This is a genomic window from Jannaschia aquimarina, assembly GCF_000877395.1.
Taxonomy (GTDB): Bacteria; Pseudomonadota; Alphaproteobacteria; order Rhodobacterales; family Rhodobacteraceae; genus Jannaschia; species Jannaschia aquimarina.
The window spans coordinates 124,112-147,854 of record NZ_JYFE01000025.1; the positions used below are offsets into that span (position 1 = coordinate 124,112).

A 23,743-nucleotide genomic window follows, 5' to 3' on the forward strand; every position below is an offset into this window, starting at 1 on the left:
CGAAGCGCCCCTGCCCCTCATTGCTCGAACCACCAGATGTCCGGCTGGAACCCGATCCAGTCACCATAGATCGGCAACCGGTCGGCCGGGTATCTCAACGCGGCGTCATGGGCGATGTAGCTGACCGGATTGTGGTAGGACGGCACGACGTAGCGGCCCGCCGTCAACACGCGATCCAGCGCCTTGACCGCGGCCACGTAGTCGTCGCGGCTTTCGGCGGACAGCATCGCGTCGATCATGGCGACGATTGCCGGGTCCGCCGTGCCCATCAGGTTCCGCGACCCCGTCGCCGTCACGCCGTCGGGCCCCCAATAGCCCAACTGCTCGTTCCCCGGGCTCAGGCTGAGGCCCCAGCTATACCACGTCATGTCGAACTCGTACTCGGCCGTGCGCTGCTTGAATTGGGCGCTATCGACCGTGGCGACCGAGACGTCGATGCCGAGGCGTTCCAGGGCCTCGGTGTAGATATCGGTGATCGCCCGCACCTCGGAGGACCCTTGGGGCAGAAGGATCTCGAAGGAGACCGGGCCATCCGGCCCCCGCAACCGTCCGTCATCGCCCGCAACATAGCCCGCCTCTTCGAGCAGGGCCGTCGCCCGGCGGAGACCTCGGCGGTTCGCGGCCCGTCCGTCCGTCACCGGCAGCTCGTAGCCCTCGATCGTGCCGGGCAGCAGGTCGTCGGCAAAGGGCGCGAGAAGGTCCGCCACACGTCCCTCGGCCGCGCCCGTCTCCATCCCGAGAGGCGAGTTGGAGAAGTACGATGTGATCCGGGGCTGGACGCCCGCATTCACGACGCCATTGATGTACTCGAAGTTGAAGGCCTCGATCATGGCCTGGCGCACGCGCCAATCGTCGAACGGCGCCCGGCGCGTGTTCATGACGAAGCCCGTCATGCCCGATGGTCTTTGATGCGGGACCTCGGATTTGACGACATCGCCTGCCTGTACGGCGGGGAAATCGTAATCACGGGCCCAGCGCGCGGCATTCGTCTCGCGCATGGTGGACAACTCGCCCGCCTTGAACGCCTCGAAATGGGCAGTCGCGTCGCCGAAGAACTCCATCCGGAAGGTGTCGATGTTGTTCGTTCCGCGCCGGAACGGAAGATTGTCGCCCCAGTAGTCCTCGTCGCGGGTCAGAACCACGTATCGGCCCGGATCCACGTCCGTGATCACATAGGGCGCGCTACTGATCGGTGCCTCTCTGACACCCGAATCAAAGAACGAATCTTCCCGCCCTTCCCACTGCGATTTTTTCATGATCGGACGCAATCCGGTGCTCATCAGAAGCTCTCGATCGGGCTCGTCGAGCGAAAATCGAACCTGATTGTCCGCCACATTTTCGACAGATTTGACCTTGTCGAACGCCGCACGATAGCGGCCATGCGCCCCCTCCTGGCCGAGGATGTTCCAGGACCAGATGACATCCTCCACGGTCACCGGCGTGCCGTCTGAGAAACGTGCCTCGGGGTGCAACGTGTAGGTGATCTGGGTGTCGTTGTCGTTCACCTCGACCCGCTCCGCAAGCAGGCCATAGAGGGTGAAGGGTTCGTCGTATGCGCGGCCCATCAGGCTCTCATAAGCCACAAAACGTAGCTGCCACGGCACCCGCCCCTGCTGAATATGGGGGTTCAGACTGTCGAAAGAGCCAACTTGACCGTCCGCGAAAACGCCCCCCTTCGGCGCATCGGGATTGACCTGCGGCAGGTGCTCGTAATCCGCCGGAAGCGCGGGCTCGCCGTAGAGCGCGATGCCGTGGCCGTCTGCGAAAGCCGCGCTGCACGCGACCGCCGTGGACAGCGCGGCTGTCAGGAAACTATGTCGTATCATCTGCTCGATTGTCCCCGGATCCTTGTCTGGTTGGCGCAGACCCTACCGAGCCGAAAAAGCCGTTGCAAAACTTTCTCTTGGACTCCGTGACGTGAACGTCTATGTTTGTGTCACTGCTCGATAGGTTTCTTGCCTGTATGAAACCTGCCTCAATGACTTAACGCCGGCCTTGTGCCGGCGTTTTTTTCTTATCTGACACCCGATGGCAGATGCGAGCAGGTCGTCCGGGATCTTTGGCAGAAGTGAGGAGAGCGAGGTGCGCGCTGTACGATCGGCCAATCTTCGCCGATTGACGGGATTTCCGCCGACGCGCGACTCCTTCTGGCTGGATGCCCTCCATCTTCCCTTCGGCGCCGCAGCATCTATTCTGCAAACGCGAGACGAGAGCTTCGGAGGCCCCAATGTCCGACTATGCCGCCCTGAAGGGCAAGACCGCCATCGTCACCGGATCGAATTCGGGGATCGGCCTGGGCATCGCCCGCAGCTTCGCCGCAGCCGGGCTGGATGTGGTGCTCAACTCCTTCACCGACAGGGACGAAGACCACGCCCTCGCCAAGGAGATTGCGGCAGAAACAAGGACAAAAACGCGCTATATCAAGGCAGATCTGTCGAATGGCGATGAGGCCCGCGCGCTGGTCGAACAGGCCGGCGCCTGCGATGTCCTGGTCAACAACGCGGGTATCCAGCACGTCGCCGGGATCGACGAGTTTCCGGCCGCCAAGTGGGACGCGATCATCGCGATCAACCTGTCTTCGGCCTTTCACACCACGGCCGCCGCGCTTCCGATGATGCGAAAGGCCGGATGGGGCCGTGTGATCAACATCGCCTCCGCCCACGGCCTGACCGCCTCGCCCTTCAAGTCGGCCTATGTGGCAGCCAAGCACGGGGTCGTCGGCATGACGAAGGTCGTCGCCCTCGAGACGGCCGAGGAACCGATCACCGCCAACGCCATCTGCCCGGGCTACGTGATGACCCCTCTCGTCGAGAGCCAGATCCCGGACACGATGGAGAAATACGGCATGGACCGTGAGACCGCGATCCGCGAGGTCCTGCTGCAGCGCCAGCCATCAAAGGAGTTCGCCACCACTGACCAGCTTGGCGGCACCGCCCTGTTCCTGTGCACCGACCATGCGGCCCAGATCACCGGCACGACGATCAGCGTCGACGGCGGCTGGACGGCATTGTGACCGATCTCTTCGACAACGATCCCGGTGAGAGCGGCGCGCCGTCACCGGATCGGTTGGAACTCGCGGACAGCTTCCTTGACGGGTCCACCTTCACACGCGTCAGCCTGCGGGATGCAGTGGTAGAGCAGAGCACCTTGAATGGTGCCCGCCTGGAAGACGTCGCTGCGGAACGCATCCGCTTTACGGATTGCCGCCTGTCGGGGGCCAGCTTCGAAGACGTGAACCTGTCCGGATCCGAAATGCGTGACGTCGATCTTTCGAACGTCAAGATCTCGGACGCGCGGCTGGACGGCATGACAATCGAAGGCATTCCAGTCACCGACCTGCTGGCGAGGTGGCGCGATGGCTGAGAAGCGCCGGATCAATCTCGCGCTCCAGGGCGGCGGAGCGCATGGTGCGTTCACCTGGGGTGTCCTGGACCGGATTCTGGCCGAGCCGGAGATCGAGATCGCAGCCATCTCGGGCACCTCTGCGGGGGCCCTGAACGGCGCCGCGATCAAATGCGGTCTGGCCGGTGGCGACGCCGAGTCCGCACGCGAGGTTCTGCACCGCGTCTGGACCCGGATCGGCGCAATCACCGACGAGCGTTTTGCGCCGTGGCTGACCGCGTTTTCGCCGCTCGCCATCAGCAACGCCATAGAGATGTCGCCCGGATTTCAGTGGGCGGATACGGTCAGCCGGGCGGTTTCTCCCTATCTGTGGCCCGATTCCGTGACCGGATCCCTGCGCCGTCTCGTTTCGGAGGAATTGAGCTTCGAAGCCGTCTGCTCCGCACGCGGTCCCGCCTTCAACATCTGCGCGACGAATGTCCGGACCGGCAAGATCCGGATCTTCACCCGAAACGAGATCGGCCCGGACGCGATCCTGGCTTCGGCCTGCCTGCCCACGCTCTTCCCGGCGGTCGAAATCGACGGAGAGGCCTATTGGGACGGCGGCTATACCGGCAATCCAGCCCTCTTTCCCCTGTTCGAAAAGGGCCTGCCCCGCGACATCCTCATCGTGAACATCAACCCGCTGGAACGGGCCGACCTGCCGGTGACGGCACGCGACATCCAGAACCGCATCAACGAGATCAGCTTCAACTCCTCGCTGCTGCGGGAGCTGAGGGCGATCGAATTCGTGCAGCGCCTCATCCACACGGGCCGGATCCCCGGCAATGCGATGAAAGACGTGCTGGTTCACATGATCGCGGACGACGCGCTGATGCGGCAGCTCTCGGTGGCGACCAAGCTGGTGGCAAACCCCGTCGTGATCCATCAATTGCGCGAAGCGGGCTACGCGGCAGCGGATGCGTTCCTGTCGGCGCATCTGGAGGATCTGGGCGAACGCTCCACGGTGGACCTTGCGGCGATGTTCGGCTGACCGGAACCGGCCCGGATGGGGCGGCGTTTTCCAGCCAAAGGAGACCGCACCATGACCAAGGCCGATTTCGAACGCGACTGGGTTCCCTACCGCGACGCCATCCTGACCCGCTGGCCCGATCTGACCGATGGCGACATGCAGGATGCTGACGGCTCCACCGCGGAACTCGCCAAGCGGATCGCAGAGGTCGACGACGTCTCGCCCGCCGAGGCCCAGCGCCGTCTGCACGAGGTTCTATCGGGCCCGATGCCGGCGGATGCCTTCGCCGATCCCAGTCACGACAACCGCGCGACGCTGAAATCCGTTGACTACATCCCCGAGGGCGAAGACCCTCTGGCCGACGATCGCCGCTTCGGAGACGACGACAAGATGGCCAACCCCGTAGGACGCGACAGATGAGAGCACTTGCCCTCGCCATCCTGATGGCGACGCCGGCCGCGGCACATGACACCCTGCGGCCCGAGATCCCAAGCGGCACCGTCGTCGTGATGCAGCCGCTCTTTCTCGACAATCACCGCACTGGTGCCGGGCCGGTCCGGCTTGTGACCCATCCGCACAGCCCCCAAGTGGCAGCGCGGCTCACGGTGCCGGAGTATACCCGCTACCAGAACGCTTACCGGCGGGCCTTGACGCATCTGTCGTTCCACATGCCGGTTCACCGGGCGGAACGTGAGGCGCATCATCGCGCCTGGCACGCTGTGGTCGCGCCGACCTCCACCGGCCTGCCCACCAGCTTCGTGACGGATCCCATCCCCCGCCGCTGATCGCGAGGCGGCCGTGGTCGCGGGTAGTCTCTTCCGCCAAGCGCAGACGGCGCCGACGAATGATCCCGCCTCAGGACGGTTGCCATCGTCAGTCCAGCGACGTGACCCACAGGATCGTGGCATCCTCGGGTGATGTGCTGATCACGTTGTGCCCCATCGACGCGTCGTAATAGGCGCTGTCGCCCCGCTTCATGTCCACCGGCTCGTAGAATTCGGTCAGCAGCCGGATCGTCCCGGTCAGCACCAGCAGGAATTCTTCGCCGTCATGGCGGATCCAACCGTCGAACTCTTGGAAGGCGCGGGCATGAATGCGGGCGCGATAGGGCAGCATTCGCTTGCGCGTCATCGCACCAGCCAGCATCTCATGCTCATAAGTCGTGGTCAGATGGGTCTGGCCCTCACCGGCCCGCGTAATCGCGCGGCGGCCCGTGACCTGCCCCTTTGTCGGCGGCGTGAAGAGTTGCGGCACCCCGATGCCAAGTCCCGTCGCCAGCTTGCGGATCGCTTCGAACGTGGGCGACATCTGCCCGTTCTCGATCTTCGAGAGGGTCGAGCGCGCCAACCCTGCCCGCTGCGCGGCCTGCTCCAGCGTCCAGCCCTGTGCCTTGCGCAGATCCCGCACCCGCGTCCCGAGATCCAGGGGTTCAGGCGTGGCCTCTTCCCCGTTCTCGCGCGCGATGCGGATCAGGCTGGGTTCTTCGGATGCGTCGGTCATGGGCTCTTCTAGGCGCCCCTCTCGAAGGCGACAAGCGACGGCCGGTCGCGGTCAATGCGACCGCCGAGGATGCCAGTGTCGCATCGTAGCGGCAGCGGGCGTCATGTTCCCGATCCAAGAAGTCCGGACGGGGAGTTACTCCGCGCCTTCCAACAACATGATCTGCGCCTCTCCCGCACCGATCCGGTGCTTGCGTGCCGCCTGGTAGGCATCGCTCTCGTAGCAGGCGCGCGCCGTGGCCATGTCCGGAAACTCGATGATGACGTTGCGCGGCCGCGTCTCTCCTTCCAACCCGACGACTTCGCCACCCCGCGCCAGCACTTTCGCGCCGAAGGCCGCGAACGCCTCGGTCGCCCCCTTCGCGTAAAGCGCGTAGGGGTCGGGATCCGTCACCGTCACATGGGCAATCCAGTATGCTTTGGGCATGTTTTCGTCCTGCCTAGATTTTACCGTTTGATAAAATCCTTTCTCGTGGCACGCTGTCCAGATCATTCGCAGGGAGAACACGATGACCGAAGCGATGCGCCTCGACGGGATCCGGCCCGGCCGCCTCGGAGAAGAGGATCTGGCCCGCAATTTCGACGATCTGCATCCGCGCTTCGACCCGCACGAGGCGCTGGTCGCTGCGGATCGCTGCTATTTCTGCCACGATGCGCCCTGCGTCACCGCCTGCCCGACCGAGATCGACATCCCCCTCTTCATCCGGCAGATCCAGGCCGGCCAACCGGAAAGCGCGGCGAAGACCATCTTCGATCAGAACATCCTTGGCGGAATGTGTGCGCGCGTCTGCCCGGTCGAGACGCTCTGCCAGGAGGCCTGCGTCCGCGAGGCGGCCGAGGGCAAGCCGGTCGAGATCGGGCGCCTTCAGCGCTACGCAACCGACAGCATGATGCAGGCCGGAGAGCATCCCTATAGCCGCGCCGCCGAGACCGGGAAGACCGTCGCCGTCGTGGGGGCCGGCCCGGCCGGTCTGGCCTGTGCGCATCGGCTTGCCATGCACGGCCATGCCGTCACGATCTACGACGCCCGTCCCAAGCCCGGCGGGCTGAACGAGTACGGGATCGCCGCCTACAAGACGCCCGCCGACTATGCCCAGGCCGAGGTGGATTGGCTGCTCAAGATCGGCGGCATCCGGATCGAGACGGGCCGCAAGCTGGGCGACGACCTGACGCTGGAACAGCTTCGCGCCGATCATGACGCGGTCTTCCTCGGCCTCGGGCTGACCGGTGTCGGCGCGCTGGGCCTCGAAGGCGAGGATCTGACGGGAGCCGAAAACGCGGTCGACTTCATCGCCACCCTGCGCCAGCAGGACGACCTGACCCAGCTTCCGATCGGTCGCCATGTCGTCGTGATCGGCGGCGGCATGACCGCGGTGGACGCGGCCGTGCAGTCCAAGCTTCTCGGGGCCGAGACGGTGACCATCGCCTATCGCCGTGCCCGCGAGCGGATGCCCGCCTCCCGGTGGGAACAGGATCTCGCCGCCAGCCACGGCGTCCGCCTGATGTTCAACGTCGCACCCCATGCGTTGCATGGCGAAGGCAAGCTGCGCGAGGTGGAACTGGCCTATCTGGGCGACGACATGGCGCCCACCGGCGAGAAGGTGACCCTGCGCGCCGATCAGCTTTTCCGTGCCATCGGCCAGAAGCTTGAGGCGGTCGAAGGCCTCGACCTGGATGGAGGCAAGATCGCCGTGACCGGCGCCGGCCGGACATCGCTGGACGGTGTCTGGGCCGGGGGTGACTGCGCCGCCGGGGGCGAGGATCTGACGGTGACGGCAGTGGCCGAGGGTCGGGACGCGGCCGAGGATATCCACGCGCGGCTGAATGCCTGAACTGCCTGAGGTCGAAGCGCTGCGGCGGCGTGTCGAAGAGGGTGCGCTGAACCGCACGATCGAACGCGTCGATCTGGGCAACGACACCAGCCATATCGACCTGCCCGGCCCGGATGATCGCGGGCGGTTGGAGGGCACGCAATTCACCGAGGCGCGCCGTCACGGCAAGTATCTCTTCGCCGGGTCCAAGTCGGGGCCGTGGCTTGCGCTGCATATGGGCATGGCGGGCTCGGTCCGGGTCTATGACGCGGCGGATGGCAATCCCGACTACGCCCGTTTGATCGTCGCTTTCGAGGGCGAGCGCCGTCTCGCCTTCCGTGATCCGCGCAAGTTCGGCTGGGCAAAGGTCGTCGAGACGCCGGAGGATGAGATTGCGGCCCATGATCTGGGACCCGACGCGCTCGACCTCGACCGCGACACGTTCATCTCGCGGCTCTCCGGCGGGCGGGGCGCGGTCAAATCTGCGCTCCTGGATCAGTCCAGGATCGCCGGGATTGGCAATCTCTGGGCGGATGAGACGCTCTACCAGACCGGGATCGCTCCGGACGTAAAGTTGCCGGAGCTGGCGGACGGCCAGATCGCCGACCTGCACCGCGCCGCGATCCGGATCCTGCGGACAGTCTGCGACACCGACGCGACCTATTCCGAACTTCCCGACGCCTGGCTCATCCATCGTCGCGAAACCGGCCGGGCTTGCTCCCGCTGCGACGGCAAGATCGAGAGCAAGAAGGTCGGAGGACGGACCAGCTACTATTGTCCGGACCATCAGGGCGGTGGCGGATGAACCCATGCGCTTCCGAGACCGCCCATCGGGTGGACGTGGGCAGGTCGCACAAGCCGCCACCTGCGACATGGACGAGACGTGAAATCCGCATCCGAATGGGTGTACAATTATCGAATTGCGACCGGAGACAGACATGGCCGACCTGACCACCGACTTCGTGGGCATCAAGAGCCCGAACCCCTTCTGGCTGGCCTCGGCGCCGCCCACGGACAAGGAATACAATGTCCGCCGTGCCTTCGACGCGGGCTGGGGCGGTGTCGTCTGGAAGACGCTGGGCGCGGAAGGCCCGCCCGTCGTGAACGTGAACGGCCCGCGCTACGGCGCGATCTACGGCGCAGATCGCCGGCTCTTGGGGCTCAATAACATCGAACTGATCACCGACCGGCCGCTTGAGACGAACCTGAATGAGATCAAGGCGGTCAAGCGAGACTACCCAGACCGTGCCATGGTCGTCTCCATCATGGTCCCCTGCGAAGAAGAGGCATGGAAAGCTATCCTGCCCCGTGTCGAAGAGACCGGCGCGGACGGGATCGAGCTCAATTTCGGCTGCCCACACGGGATGAGCGAGCGCGGCATGGGATCGGCCGTAGGCCAGGTGCCGGAATACATCGAAATGGTCACCCGCTGGTGCAAGCAGTACACCCGGATGCCCGTCATCGTGAAGCTGACGCCCAACATCACCGACATCCGGAAGCCCGCCGAAGCGGCCGCGAAAGGCGGTGCCGACGCGGTCAGCCTGATCAATACGATCAACTCGATAACCTCAGTCGACCTCGACAGCTTCGCCCCCGAGCCGACGATCGACGGGAAGGGCAGCCATGGGGGCTATTGCGGCCCCGCGGTCAAGCCCATCGCCCTCTCCATGGTCTCCGAGATCGCCCGCGCCGAGGCGACGCGCGATATGCCGATCAGCGGCATCGGCGGGATCACCACCTGGCGCGACGCGGCGGAGTACATCGCCATGTCCTGCGGCAGCGTTCAGGTCTGTACGGCCGCGATGACCTACGGCTTCGGCATCATCAAGGAAATGACCGCCGGCCTAGAACGCTACATGGACGAGAAGGGCTTCGCCACGATCGAGGATTTTCGCGGCATGGCCGTGCCGAACGTGACGGACTGGCAGTACCTGAACCTCAACTACGTCACCAAGGCGCGGATCGACCAGGACCTCTGCATCAAGTGCGGCCGCTGCTACGCCGCCTGCGAGGACACGTCGCATCAGGCGATCGCGATCAATCCGGGACGGGTCTTCGAGGTGATCGACGAGGAATGCGTGGCCTGCAATCTCTGCGTCGACGTCTGTCCCGTCGAAGCCTGCATCACGATGGAGCGGCTGGAGGCCGGCACCGTCGATCCCCGGACGGGCAAGGTGGTGGAGGCTGCACCCGCCGATTGGACGACGCACCCGAACAATCCGATGGCTCAGGCGGCGGAGTAGGATCGCATGGCGCCGCAGACGGTGCTGCATGTCGGGCTGCCCAAGGCGGCAAGCTCGACGCTGCAACAACGTTATCTGTCGCGCCATCCGCAAATCGGCTATCTCGCCCTGCCGCGAAAGGCGGGACCTCCGGATCCGGACGACGTGCTGGAGCGGTTCGTAACGTCGATCCGGGAGGATCACGCGTTGGGTGCGGCCGAGGCGGGTGTGGAGGAGGTTCGCAAGCGGCTTGCCTCCACCGACCGTCCGATTGCGCTGCTCTCCGAGGAACGCTTCACCGGCCATATGGGTGCAGGGATCAATGCGAAGGCTAATTTCGCGGCGCGTCACTTTCCAGGGGCCCGCATCATCCTTTCTGTCCGAAACCCCCTTTCGCTGCTGCGCTCGAATTACGCGCAACACCTGCGCCATCCCAGGCCGGGGATCCCACCGGTCCCCCGGTACGACGTCTGGCTCAACCACGGCCTGTCGGAGCCCGACCGGCAAGAGACCTACGTCGCCGCAACCCGGATCGGCGCGATCGGCCGGGCGTGGGTCGAAGCCTTCGGCAGGGAAGCGATCTTCGTGATCCTGTTCGAAGAGTTTCGGGCCGATCCCGTGGCGGTTCTGTCGCGCCTCGCAGACTGGCTCGGGATCGACGCTGACCCGTTCGAGCGGGCCGCGCGCGAAGAAGGTGGCAGGATCAACCCATCGCCCTCCGCCTCGCAGTTGGCACTCCTTCGGGCGACCCAGCGGCTTCGACGTGGCAACCTGCCGGGCCGTGCGATCTCTCGTCTGGTCGGCGCACTTCCTGACCTTCCTTTCAAGAGCAGCCCAATTCCGAAATCCCTTGAAGACCGCCTGGCGGCGGCGCATGCGTCCGATTGTGACGGCTTTGCAGAGACGTTCGGGGTTGATCTGACCCGATGGAGCTACCCGTCGGCGCGCGGCCGCGAGGAGGGCGCCGCAGATCCAAGCACATCGGACCTTCGACCACCCGCATAGGTTGCGGGGCGGATCGCATCGACACGCGAACTGTTACCGGGCAAGTCGCTGAAACGCCACGCCGCCCAATATCGGCGCGTGATGGGCATGGAAACCTTACTTTGCGTAAACCCGCTACCATGCCACCCTTTCCGAACTTCACGTAGCGGGTCGGCCCGAGGGTTCGGGGTAGTCCGACCCATGGTTCAGCGGGTGCCTGCACGCCAGGCACCCGCCCGGAGGAGGAGTGCCAAGCGATGAAGACCCCGATGACCATTACCCATGGCCACCACGTCCGCGAGATGTCGCGCCCTGCCCTGCGCGCGCTTGCCGGCCACGGCGATCCCGGCAAGTTCGGACGGATGTTTCCCGAACTGGATCCGCTCATCGCGGATGACGATGCGCTGTTCACGCTGGCAGAGGCGATGCGCGACGACGACGGAACGAGCGGCGACAATTCCAACATCCCCGCCGGGTTCACCTATTTCGGCCAATTCGTCGACCATGACATCACGCTCGATACCACGCCCCTGCGCGAGCAGAAGAACGACCCGCTCGGCACGGTGAATTTCAGGACACCGACGCTGGATCTCGATAGCCTCTATGGACAGGGTCCGGGCATCTCTCCACATCTCTACCAGCGCGATCGGGATCGCGGTTTCGCCCCGTCTGCGAAATTGCTCATCGGACACAGCGAAGAATCGACGGATTTCGCCGGCGGAACGGTTCCCGCCTTCGACAGCGATCTGCCGCGCAACCAAGTCGGACGGGCCCTGATCGGGGATGAGAGGAACGACGAGAACCTCGCCGTCGCCCAGACCCACCTTGCGATGCTCAAGTTCCATAACGCCGTGGTCGACGACATTCACGCGTCCCGTCCCGATCTGACGGGCAGCGCACTCTTCGAAGAGGCACGGCGTGTCACAACATGGCACTATCAGTGGGTCGTGCTGTTCGACTTCGTCGAGCGTCTCACGGAACCGGGCTTCGTCAAGCGGATCAAGCACGAGGGGCGGCGGTTCTATCGCTTCAAGACGACGCCCTACATGCCTGTGGAGTTCGCGGCAGCGGCCTACCGCCTGGGGCACTCGATGGTGCGGGAGGTGTACGGCTTCAACCGTTTCTTCCATCCCGGCGCGATCCCCGCGACGCTGGACCTGCTTTTCAGCTTCACGGGCAAATCCGGCAACATCGTCGGGGAACTGGAAGGCGGGATCCCTGCGCTCCCCTCGAACTGGACGATCGACTGGCGGCGTTTCTACGACTTCGAAACATCTGCCGAGGACGGGTTCGAGCTCAATGCCTCGCGCAAGCTGGATGCGCGGATCGTCCCGGCGCTGCATACGTTGCCCGGTCTTCAGGGCCGCGAGGCCAACCTCGCTTTCCGCAATCTGCGCCGCGGCGTCCAGCTCGAACTGCCTTCCGGTCAGGATGTCGCGCGGGCGATGGGCGTCACGCCGCTATCGGTGGGCGACATCTCGACAGGCAGCGACGGACAGGCCGCCAAGGATGCGGGGCTCGCGGACCATACGCCGCTCTGGTTCTACATCCTCAAAGAGGCGGAGGTGCATCACGACGGCGAACGGCTCGGTCCGGTCGGCTCGACCATCATCGCGGAAGTGTTCCTGGGCATCGTCCACGGCGACACCAATTCGTTCCTCTGGCAGCACGCCAATTGGGCGCCGACGCTGCCATCGCAGACGCCAGGGCACTTCACGATGGTCGATCTGATCAACTTCGTCGGCGAGTTGAACCCAATCGGGTCGGCCGCCGTCACGGAGCCAGAACCCGCCTGAAATGGGTGATGACCTCTTGCTCGGCCTCGACCCATGGATCGTGGCCGGGCCCAAGAACCGCCCTGACCTGCACCTCGAAGTCCGCATAGTGCTGCGTCAGGGCCCAGATCGACATGATGAGATGGCGCGGATCGCTCTTGGCAAGGTGACCCGCGTCCATCCAGGCCCGGACGATGCGCCCTTTCTCCAGGACCAGGACCCGCAGCGGGCCGGACAGCTCCGATTTGAGGTGCGGGGCGCCCCTCAGAATCTCGCCGGCGAAGAGACGGCTTTCACGGGGATAGTCGCGGGCGAGCGTCAGCTTGCGGCCAACATAGCTCAGCATTTCGTCCATCGGCTCGCCCTCCGGGTCGAGCGCGCGCAGCGGATCGAGCCAGGTATCCAGCAGCCGGTCCAGAAGCGCGGTGTAGATCGCCTTCTTGGACGGGAAGTAATAGAGCAGATTGGGCTTCGAAAGCTCCGCCGCGCGGGCGATCGCATCCAGCGTCGCGCCGTTGAAACCTGCGGCCGAAAAGACCTCGAGACCTGCCGACAGGATCCGCGACCGGTTCTCGCGCTGGATCCGCGTCTCGCCGGAACTGTCCAATCTCGCGCCTCCCATCTGCCCGGATTGTGGGCGCCTGCCCGGCGGTTCCCGTCCGACCGGATCAGGCCTGGTTGACCAACCCTTGCCCCGTGGTAACGTCCGTTTGACCGCATGGTCAAATGCATGGGGGATGATCGCGATGGACGGGCAGGCACCGGCGCAGAACATGCGCATCGACGCGGACCGGCTGTGGGATAGCCTGATGGAGATGGCGAAGATCGGCCCGGGCGTCGCCGGTGGCAACAATCGTCAGACCCTGACCGATGCCGATGCCGAAGGACGCGCGCTGTTTCAGTCGTGGTGCGAGGCGGCCGGATGCACGATGGGCGTCGACCGCATCGGCAACATGTTCGCCCGCCGCGAAGGGACCGAGGATCTGCCAGCAGTCTATGTGGGCAGCCACCTCGACACACAGCCGACAGGCGGAAAGTACGACGGCGTCCTGGGCGTCCTGGGCGGTCTGGAATTGATCCGCACCCTGAACGACCTGAACATCAGGACCCGTCATCCGGTCGTGGTCACGAACTGGACGAACGAGGAAGGCACCCGTTTCGCCCCCGCCATGCTGGCCTCCGGCGTCTTCGCCGGGATGCACGCGCAGGACTGGGCCGAAGACCGCACCGACGCCGATGGAAAACGCTTCGGCGACGAACTCGACAGGATCGGTTGGCGCGGCGAGGAGGAGGTCGGCGCCCGCAGGGACGACATCCACGCCTTCTTCGAGCTGCACATCGAACAGGGCCCGATCCTCGAAGCCAAAGGAAAGGATATCGGCGTCGTGACCCATGGGCAGGGCCTCTGGTGGCTTCAGGTCACGCTGACAGGCAAGGACGCGCATACCGGGTCGACGCCCATGAACATGCGGGTGAACGCGGGCCTCGGCATGGCGCGCATCATGGAGCTTGCCCACACAATCGCGATGGAAAACCAGCCCGATGCCGTGGGTGCCGTTGGCCAGGCCAATGTCTATCCCAACTCGCGCAACGTGATCCCGGGCAAGGCGGTCTTCACGATCGATTTTCGCTCGCCCGATCAGGAAAAGCTCGACGGCATGAAGGCGCGCCTGGAAGCCGAGGCGCCGAAGATCGCCGAGGAATTGGGTTTGGGGATCGAGATCGAGTCCGTGGGCCATTTCGATCCCGTCACCTTCGATGAAAGCTGTGTCGCCGCCGTCCGGAAAGCTGCGGAACGTCTCGGCTATTCTTACCAGGACATCATCTCGGGCGCGGGCCACGACGCCTGCTGGATCAACCGGGTCGCGCCGACCTCGATGATCATGTGTCCCTGCGTGGACGGCCTGTCCCACAACGAGGCGGAAGAGATCACGAAGGATTGGGCACGGGCCGGCGCGGACGTGTTGCTGCATGCCGTGCTCGAGAAGGCCGAGGTGGTCGCTTGACCCGCGTGCTCCCTCCGCATGTCGCGCTCTACGGGGTGATCATGATGGCGGGTGCAACCGGGTTCCTGTGGACCGAGACCGGGACATTGGACCGGACCACCCTGCTGGCGGCCTTCATGACCGCGTCGGTCGCGACGACCGCCTATGCCGCCATCGGACTGATCGCCTCGATGCGGAGGAAGCCATGAAATACGTCGCTGTCGTCGCCATCGGGGCCCTCGCCGCCTGCACGGCGCCCCCTGCCCAGCCCGTCGATCCGGCCGGCTACGTGACCCCGGACTACGCGGTCCCCTTCGCGATCCGCGCGCTGCTCCCGCGCGGGATCACCGCAGCGGATGTGCGCGAACGGGACGGCTGCTATGCCTACAGCCTGCGGGGCACCCTCTATCCGGTCCAACGCCCCGACGGAGGCCAGTATTGTATCGGCTGATCCCTCTCATCCTGCTTCTGACAGCGTGCCAAGGCGCCGGACCGGAAGCCGCTGTCACGACGCCCGAAGCCGCCGACCCCCGCCTGCCTGCCGCGGTCCTGGCCTCCTTGCCACAGGACGTCCCACCCACTGACGTGCGCCAACAGGACGGATGCTGGGTTTACGACCTCGCCGGCCTCACCATTCCCGTCACCCGAAACGGCGTGCCCATCTGCCTCTGAGGATCCCCATGCGCTCTACTCCGCTTATCGCGTTTGCCGTTCTGGTCGCCCTGTCCGCCTGCGGCGCTGAATTCCAGGACGAGTTTCCCGAACTGGGCGGCGGCGCGACCGACCAGTTCACCGAGAGGACCCTGCAGCTTCAGGCGATCTGCTTCCGCGGGCAGGCGACGCAGATCGACGACGGGACGAGCCGGCCCGCCGACCTTGCGCCTCGCGTCTACGACGCATGCCGCGAAGATACGGACCTCATCCTGTCACGCCAGACCCGCGCCCTACCGACGAGTGAACGGGAAGACTTCATCGCCCGCTCCCGCGAGCGCGATCTGGCCCGGATCGTCGCTCTGATCGAACAGAACCGCCAAGGCTGAGGAGGCCGTGCCCATGTCCAAGGTCATCAAGAACGGCACCATCGTGACCGCCGATCGCCAATGGAAGGCGGACGTCCTGATCGAAGGCGAGCACATCGCCGAGATCGGCGAGAACCTGAAGGGCGACGAGACGATCGACGCATCGGACGCCTACGTCATTCCGGGGGGCATCGACCCGCATACCCACCTGGAAATGCCCTTCATGGGCACCACCGCCGCCGAGACCTTTGAATCCGGCACTTTCGCAGCCGTGGCAGGCGGAACGACGATGCTGGTCGATTTCTGTCTTCCGGGCGAGGACGGCAGCCTTCTCAACGCAATCGACGAGTGGGATCGAAAGTCTCGCGACCAGATCTGCTGCGACATCTCCTACCACATGGCGATCACCGGCTGGTCGGAGAGCATCTTCGACGAGATGGAAGCCGTCGTGAAGGAGCGCGGCATCAACACGTTCAAGCACTTCATGGCCTACAAGGGCGCGCTGATGGTCGAGGATGACGAGATGTTCGCCTCCTTTAAGCGCTGCGCCGAGCTGGGCGCCCTGCCGCTGGTCCATGCCGAGAACGGCGACATCGTGGCCGAGCTTCAGCAGAAATACCTGGCCGAGGGGATCACCGGCCCCGAGGGCCACGCCTATTCCCGCCCACCGGAAGTCGAGGGCGAGGCCGCCAACCGCGCCATAATGATCGCCGACGCCGCCGGCACGCCGCTCTATATCGTCCACGTGTCGTGCGAGCAGGCCCACGAGGCCATCCGCCGCGCCCGCCAGAAGGGGATGCGCGTCTATGGCGAGCCGCTGATCCAGCACCTGACGCTGGACGAGTCCGAATACTTCGACAAGGACTGGCAATACGCGGCGCGGCGCGTGATGTCCCCGCCCTTCCGGTCCAAGGACCATCAGGACGGCCTGTGGAACGGCCTCGCGGCCGGGTCGCTGCAAGTGGTGGCCACCGACCACGCCGCCTTCACAGACGAGCAGAAGCGGATGGGCGTCGACAACTTCGCCATGATCCCCAACGGCACGGGCGGCCTTGAGGAGCGGATGGGGATGCTGTGGACGAAGGGCGTCGAAACCGGAAGGCTCACGCCCGAGGAATTCGTTGCGGTGACCTCGACCAACATCGCCAAGATCCTTAATATCTATCCCATGAAGGGCGGCATCGCGGTCGGCGGCCATGCCGACGTGGTGGTCTGGGACCCGACGCTGGGCCGCACGATCACGACGGCGACGGCCAAGTCGATCCTCGACTACAACGTCTTCGAGGGCATCGAGGTCAGCGCCTCCCCACGCTACACGCTATCGCGCGGGGACGTGGTCTGGGCCGCCGGACAGAACTCGCAGCCCCAGCCGGGCCGGGGCAAGTTCGTGAAGCGGTCGCCCTATGCGTCGGCCTCGAAGGCGCTGTCGAAGTGGAAGGCCCTGAACACCCCGAGGAAGATCGAGCGCGACCCGATGAACATCCCGGCGGGGGTTTGAGATGAAGGCTCCCAGGAAGAGCGCGAACTTCGAGGAGATATCACCTTATCTGCGGAGTATCCCCATGATGGCAATTCTCGAACACAATGCAATTATAGCATCTGAAAATACCGCAGGCTGGAAAGAAACTGTCAGGAATATCGAGTCGAAATCTGGGCTGCCGAACGGATGTGCTCAAAATTGCCAATTCCGACAAACCCGTATTTTGAGCCTCCTATATTGTATCTTCGTTTTTCCGAAAGAATTATGGCTTGATAAAGCAATTCAGAGGCGTGTATACAATGAAGTTTTTTCTGATTGGGACCCAGGATCGGAGTACGGAAAGCCGCAATACGTGGTAACACTCCTGCGAAATAGCATTGCGCATGGAAAGATTAGGCTCGAAGAAACCAATGTCATCTTCTTTGATAAAAATAAAGAACCAATGAAGATACCCGTTGATCAAGTCATGAAATTAATCAGTTCGGTGGGCGCGGCAATAGCCCTAGATTCAGTTCCACGGAGCGCAAACCACTAGTTTTGGCGGGGTCGATATTCAACCACTACCAATTTACATCTCTCGACGAGCAAGCGTAGGGTGGGCGAGAGTCCACGCGTCCCGGCTATGACATCGTGGGCTCTCGCCCGCCCTACGGCCTTACATTCCGCCCCGACCCCGCGCACCGTCGTCCCCAATGACCACCATCTCAGCCCAATCCCTCGACCTCACCTTCCAGACCGCCGACGGGCCGGTCCACGCGCTGCGCGACGTCTCGCTCAACGTCGCCCCGGGCGAGTTCGTCTCCTTCATCGGCCCCTCGGGCTGCGGCAAGACCACCTTCCTGCGCTGCGTGGCCGCCTTGGAGACCCCCACCGGCGGCACGCTGCAGGTCAACGGCATGACCCCCGACGAGGCCCGCCGCGCGCGCGCCTACGGCTACGTGTTCCAGGCCGCCGGGCTCTACCCGTGGCGGACCATCGGCAAGAACGTCTCCCTGCCGCTGGAGATCATGGGCTACGACCGCGCGGAGCGGATCGAGCGGATGCACCGCGTCCTCGAGCTGGTCGAACTGGACCAGTTCGCCAACAAGTACCCCTGGCAGCTCTCGGGCGGGATGCAACAGCGCGCCTCCATCGCCCGCGCGCTCGCATTCGATGCCGATATCCTGCTGATGGACGAGCCCTTCGGCGCGCTGGACGAAATCGTGCGCGACCGGCTGAATGAGGAACTTCTCGACCTCTGGGCCCGCACGCAGAAGACCATCCTCTTCGTGACCCACTCGATCCCAGAGGCGGTCTACCTGTCGACCAAGATCGTCGTCATGTCCCCGCGCCCCGGCCGGATCACCGACGTGATCGACAGCCCCCTGCCCCGCGACCGTCCGCTCGACATTCGCGACACGCCCGAATTCCTGGAAATCGCCCACCGCGTCCGCGAAGGCCTGCGCGAAGGGATGGAAGCGGCGTGAGCACGGGGCGGCGTGACGATATCGTGGATGCGATCACGCTTCTCGTCGGTCTGTGGTTCCTGTTTGGCGGGGCTTTCGCCGACATCCGGAACTCCGCGACGGACGCGGTCGCGATCGTTGTCATGGCCTATGCGATCCTGCGTCTGATCCGGCGGAGGATCGGATGATCGTCCGTCCCGCCACGCCCGACGATGCCCCCGCCTGCGCCGGAATAGTCAGTGCCTGGATCGAGGCGACCGACTGGATGCCCGGCGGCCCCTCTCGCGACGATCTGGAAGCCATGATGCGCAAGGGGTTCCCGATCCGCGAAGCCTGGGTCGCGGAGACCGAAGACGGCGAGATCGCGGGCTATCTTTCAATGCGCCCGCACGAGGACCACATCATCGGGCTCTACACGAGCGAGCCGGGGAGCGGCGCGGGAAAGGCCCTGCTGGACCATGCGAAGGGGAAACGCGATTACCTTCAGCTCAACAGCCATCTGCCCAACCGTGCCGCGCACCGGTTCTACGAACGCGAGGGCTTCGTGATGGTCGAGCAGGATCTCGAAGGAACCGACGGCGTTCCGGAAGTGCGGATGGAGTGGCGCCGATGACCTGCACCGCCAAGACGGGCCTCGTCGCATTCCTGTCCGCCGCTGGCGAGGCGGGCCCCGGGACAGGCTGGGGGGCGGCGCCCCTCGCCATCCGGCAGACCGCCGCATGACCGATACGTCGCTCAACGCATCGGGCGCCGCCGTCGGCCGCTCCGGCCGGGTTGCGCTCTGGCTCAGACGGCTGCCCCGAACGGTCGCGCCGGTGGTCACGGTCGTGGCCGCGCTGATCGCACTCTGGTACGTCGCCTGCATCCCGATGAACGCGCAGGAGAGCCTGTTGGCCGCCGAACGCGCCGGGGCCGAGGTCACTCCCGCCACCGCGGCCGAAAGGCGCGGGGTTGGCGGGGTCTCTCTCGCGATTGCGAATCCGGCCGCCGCTCTGTCGGGTGCCTTAGGACAGGAACGGCCGCGCCTGCCCGCCCCCCACCAGATCGTCGCAGAACTCTGGCAAACGACAGCCGGCCATCTCGACGGGTGCGGATTGGCCGAGGAAGAGCGGGATCGCCTCGTCATTCCCCTCCCTTTCCTGCCGGGCGATCCGGTGAGTGGGGAAGCGCGCGCGATCTCCACCCCGATCGACGAGGATTGCGCCGACATCTTCACCTCCCGCCGCAGCCTCGTATTCCATGCGGGCCTGACGCTGGCCCCGACGCTGCTGGGCTTCGCCATCGGATCGGCGTTGGGCATCCTGCTGGCCGTGGGGATCGTGCATTCCCGCGTCATGGATCTGAGCGTCATGCCGTGGGCGATCGCGTCGCAAACCATCCCGATCCTCGCCATCGCGCCGATGATCATCGTGGTCTTCAACTCGGTCGGCATTCAGGGATTGCTGCCGAAGTCGATCATCTCGGCCTACCTCTCGTTCTTTCCGGTCACGGTCGGGATGGTGAAGGGCCTGCGCGCGCCCTCACCGGCCGATCTCGATCTGATGAGGACGTGGAACGCGTCGGGTTTGCGGACGCTGATCTCGCTGAGGCTGCCGACCTCGCTGCCCTACCTCTTTGCCTCCCTGAAGGTCGCGATCGCCGCAGCCCTTGTGGGCGCGATCATCGGCGAGTTGCCAACGGGCGCGGTGCGCGGCCTCGGCGCGCGGCTCCTCGCAGGGAGCTATTACGGTCAGACCATCCAGATCTGGTCGGCGCTGTTCGGTGCGGCCATCGTGGCGGCGCTGCTGGTGGCGACGTTGTCAATGATTGAACGGGCAACCCTCAAGCAGATGGGTCTGCAACGATGAATGACACTGCGCGACGCATGGCCGCGATGCGCGGTTGGCCGAACGGCTCTGACTGGCTGATCTGGACTGTCGGGGCGGTCGTCTGCCTCGCGATCAGCACGATTTGGGTGGGCCCCCTCGCCGCAGTCCTTGCGGTTTGGGCGACGCTCTGGGCGGGCAATGTCTTTATCGCCAGCCGGACCTGGGGCCGGTACGCCGCGCCCATCTTCTTCGGGCTGACCCTTCTGCTTCTGTGGGAGATGGCCGTCCGTCTGTTTTCCATTCCGGAAGTCATCCTTCCCGCCCCCACCCAGATCGCGCAGGCCATGGCGGCGAATGCCCCGATCCTCTGGGCCGACCTCGTGCAAACCGTCTTCAAGGGCGCGCTGTCCGGCTGGATCATCGGTTGCGCCGCGGGGATCGGAACCGGCCTGCTGGTCGCCCGGTCGGATTTCCTGCGCCGCGGCCTGCTGCCCGTGGGCAACTTCATGGCCGCCCTGCCCATCGTCGGCACCGCGCCGATCCTGGTGATGTGGTTCGGCTTCGGATGGGAGTCGAAGGCCGCCGTCGTCGTCGTGATGGTCTTCTTCCCGGTCCTCGTGAACACCGTCGCGGGCTTATCAGACACGACGGCCATGCAGCGGGACCTTCTGCACACCTATGCCGCGACACCCGGCCAGGGCGTGCGCCACCTGTCGATCCCAGCGGCGCTGCCCTTCATCTTCAACGGTCTCAAGATCGCCACCACGCTCGCCCTGATCGGCGCCATCGTCGCCGAATTCTTCGGCAGTCCGACGGTCGGCATGGGCTTTCGCATCAGTACGGAGGTCGGCCGCTTGAACCTGCCGCTCGTCTGGGCCGAGATCGTGGTCGCGGCTGTCGTCGGGTCGCTCTCCTATGCCGCGATTGCCGCATTGGAAAAGCGCCTGACCTTCTGGCATCCTTCGCTAAGAGCCCGGCGCTAGACCGGGAGAGTTCCAACGGGAGACGACCAAGACATGAAGAACCTCATCGCTGCGGCCACACTCGCCGCACTCGCCAGCCCGGCACTGTCGGACGCCCATGCCGACAACGAAGTGACGCTTCAGTTGCAATGGGTCACCCAAGCGCAGTTCGCGGGCTACTACGTCGCACTCGAGAATGGCTATTACGAGGAAGAGGGCCTCGACGTCACGATCCAGCCAGGCGGCCCGGATATCGCACCACCGCAGGTTCTTGCGGGTGGGGGCGCGGATGCGATGCTGAACTGGATGCCCTCGGCGCTGGCCGCGCGGGAACGCGGCGTGCCGGTGGTCAACATCGCCCAACCCTTCAAGTCGAGCGGCCTGATGCTGACCTGCTGGCGCGACACGGGCATCGAGGGGCCGCAGGATTTCCGCGGCAAGACCATCGGGGTCTGGTTCTTCGGGAACGAATACCCGTTCCTGTCCTGGATGAGCCAGGAAGGCATTCCGACCGATGGCGGCGAGGAAGGCGTGACCGTCCTGAAGCAGGGCTTCAACGTGGATCCGCTGCTGCAACGGCAGGCCGACTGCATCTCGACGATGACCTACAACGAATACGGACAGGTCCTCGACGCGGGCGTCACCGAGGAAGAGCTGGTCACGTTCAAGTACGAGGATATGGGCGTCGCCACGCTGGAAGACGGCATCTGGGTGCTCGAAGAGAACCTGGAGGATCCCGCCTTCCGCGAGAAGATGGTGAAGTTCGTCCGCGCGTCGATGCGCGGCTGGAAATGGGCCGAGGAAAATCCGGATGAGGCCGCGGAGATCGTTCTCGAATATGACGAGACCGGCGCGCAGACCGAAGCGCATCAGAAGCGGATGATGGGCGAGATCGCCAAGCTGACCGCTGGATCGAACGGCGCCTTGGACGAGGCCGACTTCCAGCGCACGGTGGACACCCTTCTGGCGGGTGGTTCCGACCCGGTGATCACCGCGCAGCCCGAGGGCGCCTGGACCTCCGAGATCACGGATGAAGCACTGAACTGATCCAATCCCGATCGAGACCGACGGCGCCCCTTGGGGCGCCGTTTTGCATTTGCGGGCTGGCGGGCCACGAACCAGCATCTCTAGGGCCTCGGCCATTCTCCGGGCGGGTGCCGGCAAAGACCTGCCGAGGCGCCCGAAGATCGTCGTTTCACGACCGTGTTGCACCTAGACTGGGCGCAGTCGCCAGACCAACAGCGAGACTTGTCATGCGTGCATTGCCGATCCTTATTCTTTCCGCTCTCCCCGCGGCTGCGGATCCCGTCGCCGAACTCGCAGAGGCCGCCGCGGAACGGGGCGAGATCTTTCTGGGCTTCGGCCGGGAGTCGAATTCCGGCACCTGCGCGAACGATGCTTTCGCATTCGAGCGGTCCGGCGAGGAATGGCATCTGGTTGCCGAAGATAGCGACGGCGTCTTCAGATTGCGTCCGTGGCCGGAAGGCGGAGATCTCCACCTGACGCATAATCCGATCGCCGGCGGATTTGCGGTGCTCGTCCCTCAGCCTGGCGCCAATTCGGAAGCGGCTCAATTCGCCTTCGCGTTGAAATGTCCCGCGGGCGCCGCCACCGCATCCGATTGCGAAGCTTTGCCGCCGCCGCTGCCCACGATGACGCATCTCGTCTCTCTCGAGCCCGGCTGCCTCGACGGCGGATCCTGATCCACCCCGCGCCTCGAGACGATGGAGATCGAGGCGGAGCGTGCCGCGCCCCGGGTGATCCGCCGCGCCTCCGTCTGAGCGGACAGGTTTCAGAAATCCCCCCCGCGCTCACGGCGGCGCGCGCGAGGGCTCACGGATCGTGAGGCCCGTGCGCGACGGTCATTCGTCTGTGCGCCAGCGCGCGAAGATGCGCCAATTCTCACGCCCACGTGCATCGCATGTGAGGCCATCCTCCCCCACATTCATCTCATCCCAAACGGGGCACCCAACGCCCCGCTGACAACACGAAACGGGCCACCGCCCACACCGCAAAGGACAAGACCAATGAAAACCCTCATCGCCTCCGCCCTCGCCGCTTCCGCCCTCGTCGCCGCCCTGCCGGCCGCCGCTCAGGTCCCCGCAGGTCCCGCCGGTGCCATCGCCCACTTCAACCAGGACATCGACACCGCCAACGACCGCGCCTCGCTCGACATCGTCCGCGGCGAGACCGTCACCGTCTCTTCGCGCTCCGGGTCGGTCGCCCAGGCGATCGCGCATTTCAACGCCGATCTGGACGCAGGCGACCGCGTGCCGCTGACCGGCGGGACCGTCGTCTCGGGCAGCCCGACCTACGGCGCCGAGATCTTCGCGAACATCCGCGCAGAAAGCCTCGAGGACGAGTAAGCCAAGCCACCCCTCCCCGCGCGGCCCCTCCCC

Annotated in this window: 29 protein-coding genes; 25 read left to right on the forward strand and 4 right to left on the reverse strand. The window is 65.0% G+C overall.

Translation table 11 applies throughout. The annotated features are described in order from the left end of the window. Positions 1 to 17: 17 nt before the first annotated feature. Complete coding sequence (locus jaqu_RS07055) at positions 18 to 1,826, reverse strand: extracellular solute-binding protein (protein ID WP_052500829.1); 1,809 nt, start codon at positions 1,824 to 1,826, stop codon at positions 18 to 20. 401 nt (positions 1,827 to 2,227) lie between these two features. Between jaqu_RS07055 and jaqu_RS07060 the strand changes: the two genes are divergently transcribed. Genes jaqu_RS07060 through jaqu_RS07080 form a run of 5 tightly spaced genes read left to right on the forward strand, consistent with a single transcriptional unit; the run spans position 2,228 to position 5,139 of the window. Beyond that, positions 2,228 to 3,013, forward strand: coding sequence for a 3-hydroxybutyrate dehydrogenase (locus tag jaqu_RS07060; RefSeq protein ID WP_043918249.1), 786 nt, complete (start codon positions 2,228 to 2,230; stop codon positions 3,011 to 3,013). Beyond that, positions 3,010 to 3,363 (forward strand): pentapeptide repeat-containing protein, encoded by a 354-nt coding sequence (locus tag jaqu_RS07065; RefSeq protein WP_043918250.1) that lies wholly within the window; start codon positions 3,010 to 3,012, stop codon positions 3,361 to 3,363. The genes jaqu_RS07060 and jaqu_RS07065 overlap by 4 nt, the downstream gene beginning before the upstream one ends. Then, positions 3,356 to 4,375 (forward strand): patatin-like phospholipase family protein, encoded by a 1,020-nt coding sequence (locus jaqu_RS07070; RefSeq protein ID WP_043918251.1) that lies wholly within the window; start codon positions 3,356 to 3,358, stop codon positions 4,373 to 4,375. Before jaqu_RS07065 ends, jaqu_RS07070 begins: the two co-directional genes overlap by 8 nt. A 51-nt stretch (positions 4,376 to 4,426) precedes the next feature. Continuing rightward, positions 4,427 to 4,774, forward strand: coding sequence for a hypothetical protein (locus jaqu_RS07075; RefSeq protein ID WP_043918252.1), 348 nt, complete (start codon positions 4,427 to 4,429; stop codon positions 4,772 to 4,774). Beyond that, entirely contained in the window at positions 4,771 to 5,139 is a 369-nt protein-coding gene (locus jaqu_RS07080; RefSeq protein ID WP_043918253.1) for a hypothetical protein, read from the forward strand. The genes jaqu_RS07075 and jaqu_RS07080 overlap by 4 nt, the downstream gene beginning before the upstream one ends. Before the next feature lie 88 nt (positions 5,140 to 5,227). Here the strand turns inward: jaqu_RS07080 and jaqu_RS07085 are convergent, their stop codons facing one another. Both jaqu_RS07085 and jaqu_RS07090 read right to left on the reverse strand, forming a co-directional pair. Further along, the gene (locus tag jaqu_RS07085) at positions 5,228 to 5,854 is read right to left on the reverse strand and encodes a helix-turn-helix domain-containing protein (protein ID WP_043918254.1); all 627 of its coding nucleotides are present in this window, start codon (positions 5,852 to 5,854) and stop codon (positions 5,228 to 5,230) included. A 135-nt stretch (positions 5,855 to 5,989) separates the two neighbouring features. Next, positions 5,990 to 6,280 carry a DUF1330 domain-containing protein gene (locus jaqu_RS07090; RefSeq protein WP_043918255.1) on the reverse strand — a complete coding sequence of 97 codons (291 nt, stop codon included), beginning with the start codon at positions 6,278 to 6,280 and terminating at the stop codon, positions 5,990 to 5,992. Between the two features lie 82 nt (positions 6,281 to 6,362). Here jaqu_RS07090 and jaqu_RS07095 point away from each other — a divergent pair, with 82 nt between their 5' ends. From jaqu_RS07095 to jaqu_RS07115, 5 genes are all read left to right on the forward strand, one after another. Next, positions 6,363 to 7,685 (forward strand): NAD(P)-dependent oxidoreductase, encoded by a 1,323-nt coding sequence (locus jaqu_RS07095; RefSeq protein ID WP_043918256.1) that lies wholly within the window; start codon positions 6,363 to 6,365, stop codon positions 7,683 to 7,685. Then, on the forward strand, positions 7,678 to 8,469 hold the full coding sequence (locus jaqu_RS07100) for an Fpg/Nei family DNA glycosylase (RefSeq protein ID WP_043918257.1): 792 nt from the start codon (positions 7,678 to 7,680) through the stop codon (positions 8,467 to 8,469). The genes jaqu_RS07095 and jaqu_RS07100 overlap by 8 nt, the downstream gene beginning before the upstream one ends. Before the next feature lie 133 nt (positions 8,470 to 8,602). After that, positions 8,603 to 9,907, forward strand: a complete 1,305-nt coding sequence (gene preA / locus jaqu_RS07105; RefSeq protein WP_043918258.1) for an NAD-dependent dihydropyrimidine dehydrogenase subunit PreA — start codon at positions 8,603 to 8,605, stop codon at positions 9,905 to 9,907. Positions 9,908 to 9,913: 6 nt separating this feature from the next. Beyond that, positions 9,914 to 10,891, forward strand: coding sequence for a sulfotransferase (locus jaqu_RS07110; RefSeq protein ID WP_043918259.1), 978 nt, complete (start codon positions 9,914 to 9,916; stop codon positions 10,889 to 10,891). 236 nt (positions 10,892 to 11,127) lie between these two features. Further along, entirely contained in the window at positions 11,128 to 12,666 is a 1,539-nt protein-coding gene (locus tag jaqu_RS07115) for a peroxidase family protein (RefSeq protein ID WP_043918260.1), read from the forward strand. Here jaqu_RS07115 and jaqu_RS07120 read toward each other — a convergent pair. Continuing rightward, the gene (locus tag jaqu_RS07120; protein ID WP_316243059.1) at positions 12,644 to 13,252 is read right to left on the reverse strand and encodes a TetR family transcriptional regulator C-terminal domain-containing protein; all 609 of its coding nucleotides are present in this window, start codon (positions 13,250 to 13,252) and stop codon (positions 12,644 to 12,646) included. The genes jaqu_RS07115 and jaqu_RS07120 overlap by 23 nt on opposite strands. 139 nt (positions 13,253 to 13,391) lie before the next feature. Here jaqu_RS07120 and jaqu_RS07125 point away from each other — a divergent pair, with 139 nt between their 5' ends. From jaqu_RS07125 to jaqu_RS07185, 15 genes are all read left to right on the forward strand, one after another. Beyond that, positions 13,392 to 14,651, forward strand: coding sequence for a Zn-dependent hydrolase (locus tag jaqu_RS07125; RefSeq protein ID WP_043918262.1), 1,260 nt, complete (start codon positions 13,392 to 13,394; stop codon positions 14,649 to 14,651). After that, positions 14,648 to 14,839, forward strand: coding sequence for a hypothetical protein (locus tag jaqu_RS07130; RefSeq protein ID WP_043918263.1), 192 nt, complete (start codon positions 14,648 to 14,650; stop codon positions 14,837 to 14,839). The genes jaqu_RS07125 and jaqu_RS07130 overlap by 4 nt, the downstream gene beginning before the upstream one ends. Next, positions 14,836 to 15,081: a hypothetical protein gene (locus tag jaqu_RS07135; protein WP_043918264.1), complete on the forward strand. Its 246-nt coding sequence runs from the start codon at positions 14,836 to 14,838 to the stop codon at positions 15,079 to 15,081. Before jaqu_RS07130 ends, jaqu_RS07135 begins: the two co-directional genes overlap by 4 nt. Continuing rightward, entirely contained in the window at positions 15,069 to 15,302 is a 234-nt protein-coding gene (locus jaqu_RS07140; protein ID WP_043918265.1) for a hypothetical protein, read from the forward strand. The genes jaqu_RS07135 and jaqu_RS07140 overlap by 13 nt, the downstream gene beginning before the upstream one ends. A gap of 8 nt (positions 15,303 to 15,310) precedes the next feature. After that, positions 15,311 to 15,670: a hypothetical protein gene (locus jaqu_RS07145; RefSeq protein ID WP_043918266.1), complete on the forward strand. Its 360-nt coding sequence runs from the start codon at positions 15,311 to 15,313 to the stop codon at positions 15,668 to 15,670. A gap of 13 nt (positions 15,671 to 15,683) precedes the next feature. After that, a complete protein-coding gene (gene hydA, locus jaqu_RS07150; protein ID WP_043918267.1) occupies positions 15,684 to 17,147 on the forward strand; it encodes a dihydropyrimidinase in 1,464 nt (487 codons plus the stop codon). A 64-nt stretch (positions 17,148 to 17,211) separates the two neighbouring features. Next, complete coding sequence (locus tag jaqu_RS21335; RefSeq protein WP_141134342.1) at positions 17,212 to 17,664, forward strand: hypothetical protein; 453 nt, start codon at positions 17,212 to 17,214, stop codon at positions 17,662 to 17,664. Positions 17,665 to 17,821: 157 nt separating this feature from the next. Next, positions 17,822 to 18,595: an ABC transporter ATP-binding protein gene (locus tag jaqu_RS07155; protein WP_043918268.1), complete on the forward strand. Its 774-nt coding sequence runs from the start codon at positions 17,822 to 17,824 to the stop codon at positions 18,593 to 18,595. Further along, a complete protein-coding gene (locus tag jaqu_RS21605; RefSeq protein ID WP_161793839.1) occupies positions 18,592 to 18,762 on the forward strand; it encodes a hypothetical protein in 171 nt (56 codons plus the stop codon). Before jaqu_RS07155 ends, jaqu_RS21605 begins: the two co-directional genes overlap by 4 nt. Next, positions 18,759 to 19,187 (forward strand): GNAT family N-acetyltransferase, encoded by a 429-nt coding sequence (locus jaqu_RS07160; protein ID WP_043918269.1) that lies wholly within the window; start codon positions 18,759 to 18,761, stop codon positions 19,185 to 19,187. Before jaqu_RS21605 ends, jaqu_RS07160 begins: the two co-directional genes overlap by 4 nt. A 106-nt stretch (positions 19,188 to 19,293) precedes the next feature. Further along, positions 19,294 to 20,421 carry an ABC transporter permease gene (locus jaqu_RS07165; RefSeq protein WP_169746089.1) on the forward strand — a complete coding sequence of 376 codons (1,128 nt, stop codon included), beginning with the start codon at positions 19,294 to 19,296 and terminating at the stop codon, positions 20,419 to 20,421. Continuing rightward, positions 20,418 to 21,365 (forward strand): ABC transporter permease, encoded by a 948-nt coding sequence (locus tag jaqu_RS07170; protein ID WP_169746090.1) that lies wholly within the window; start codon positions 20,418 to 20,420, stop codon positions 21,363 to 21,365. Before jaqu_RS07165 ends, jaqu_RS07170 begins: the two co-directional genes overlap by 4 nt. Before the next feature lie 33 nt (positions 21,366 to 21,398). Then, positions 21,399 to 22,391, forward strand: coding sequence for an ABC transporter substrate-binding protein (locus tag jaqu_RS07175; RefSeq protein WP_043918270.1), 993 nt, complete (start codon positions 21,399 to 21,401; stop codon positions 22,389 to 22,391). A gap of 206 nt (positions 22,392 to 22,597) precedes the next feature. Next, positions 22,598 to 23,047 (forward strand): hypothetical protein, encoded by a 450-nt coding sequence (locus jaqu_RS07180; RefSeq protein WP_043918271.1) that lies wholly within the window; start codon positions 22,598 to 22,600, stop codon positions 23,045 to 23,047. 324 nt (positions 23,048 to 23,371) lie between these two features. After that, positions 23,372 to 23,710 carry a hypothetical protein gene (locus tag jaqu_RS07185; protein ID WP_043918272.1) on the forward strand — a complete coding sequence of 113 codons (339 nt, stop codon included), beginning with the start codon at positions 23,372 to 23,374 and terminating at the stop codon, positions 23,708 to 23,710. The last annotated feature ends 33 nt before the right edge of the window (positions 23,711 to 23,743 follow it).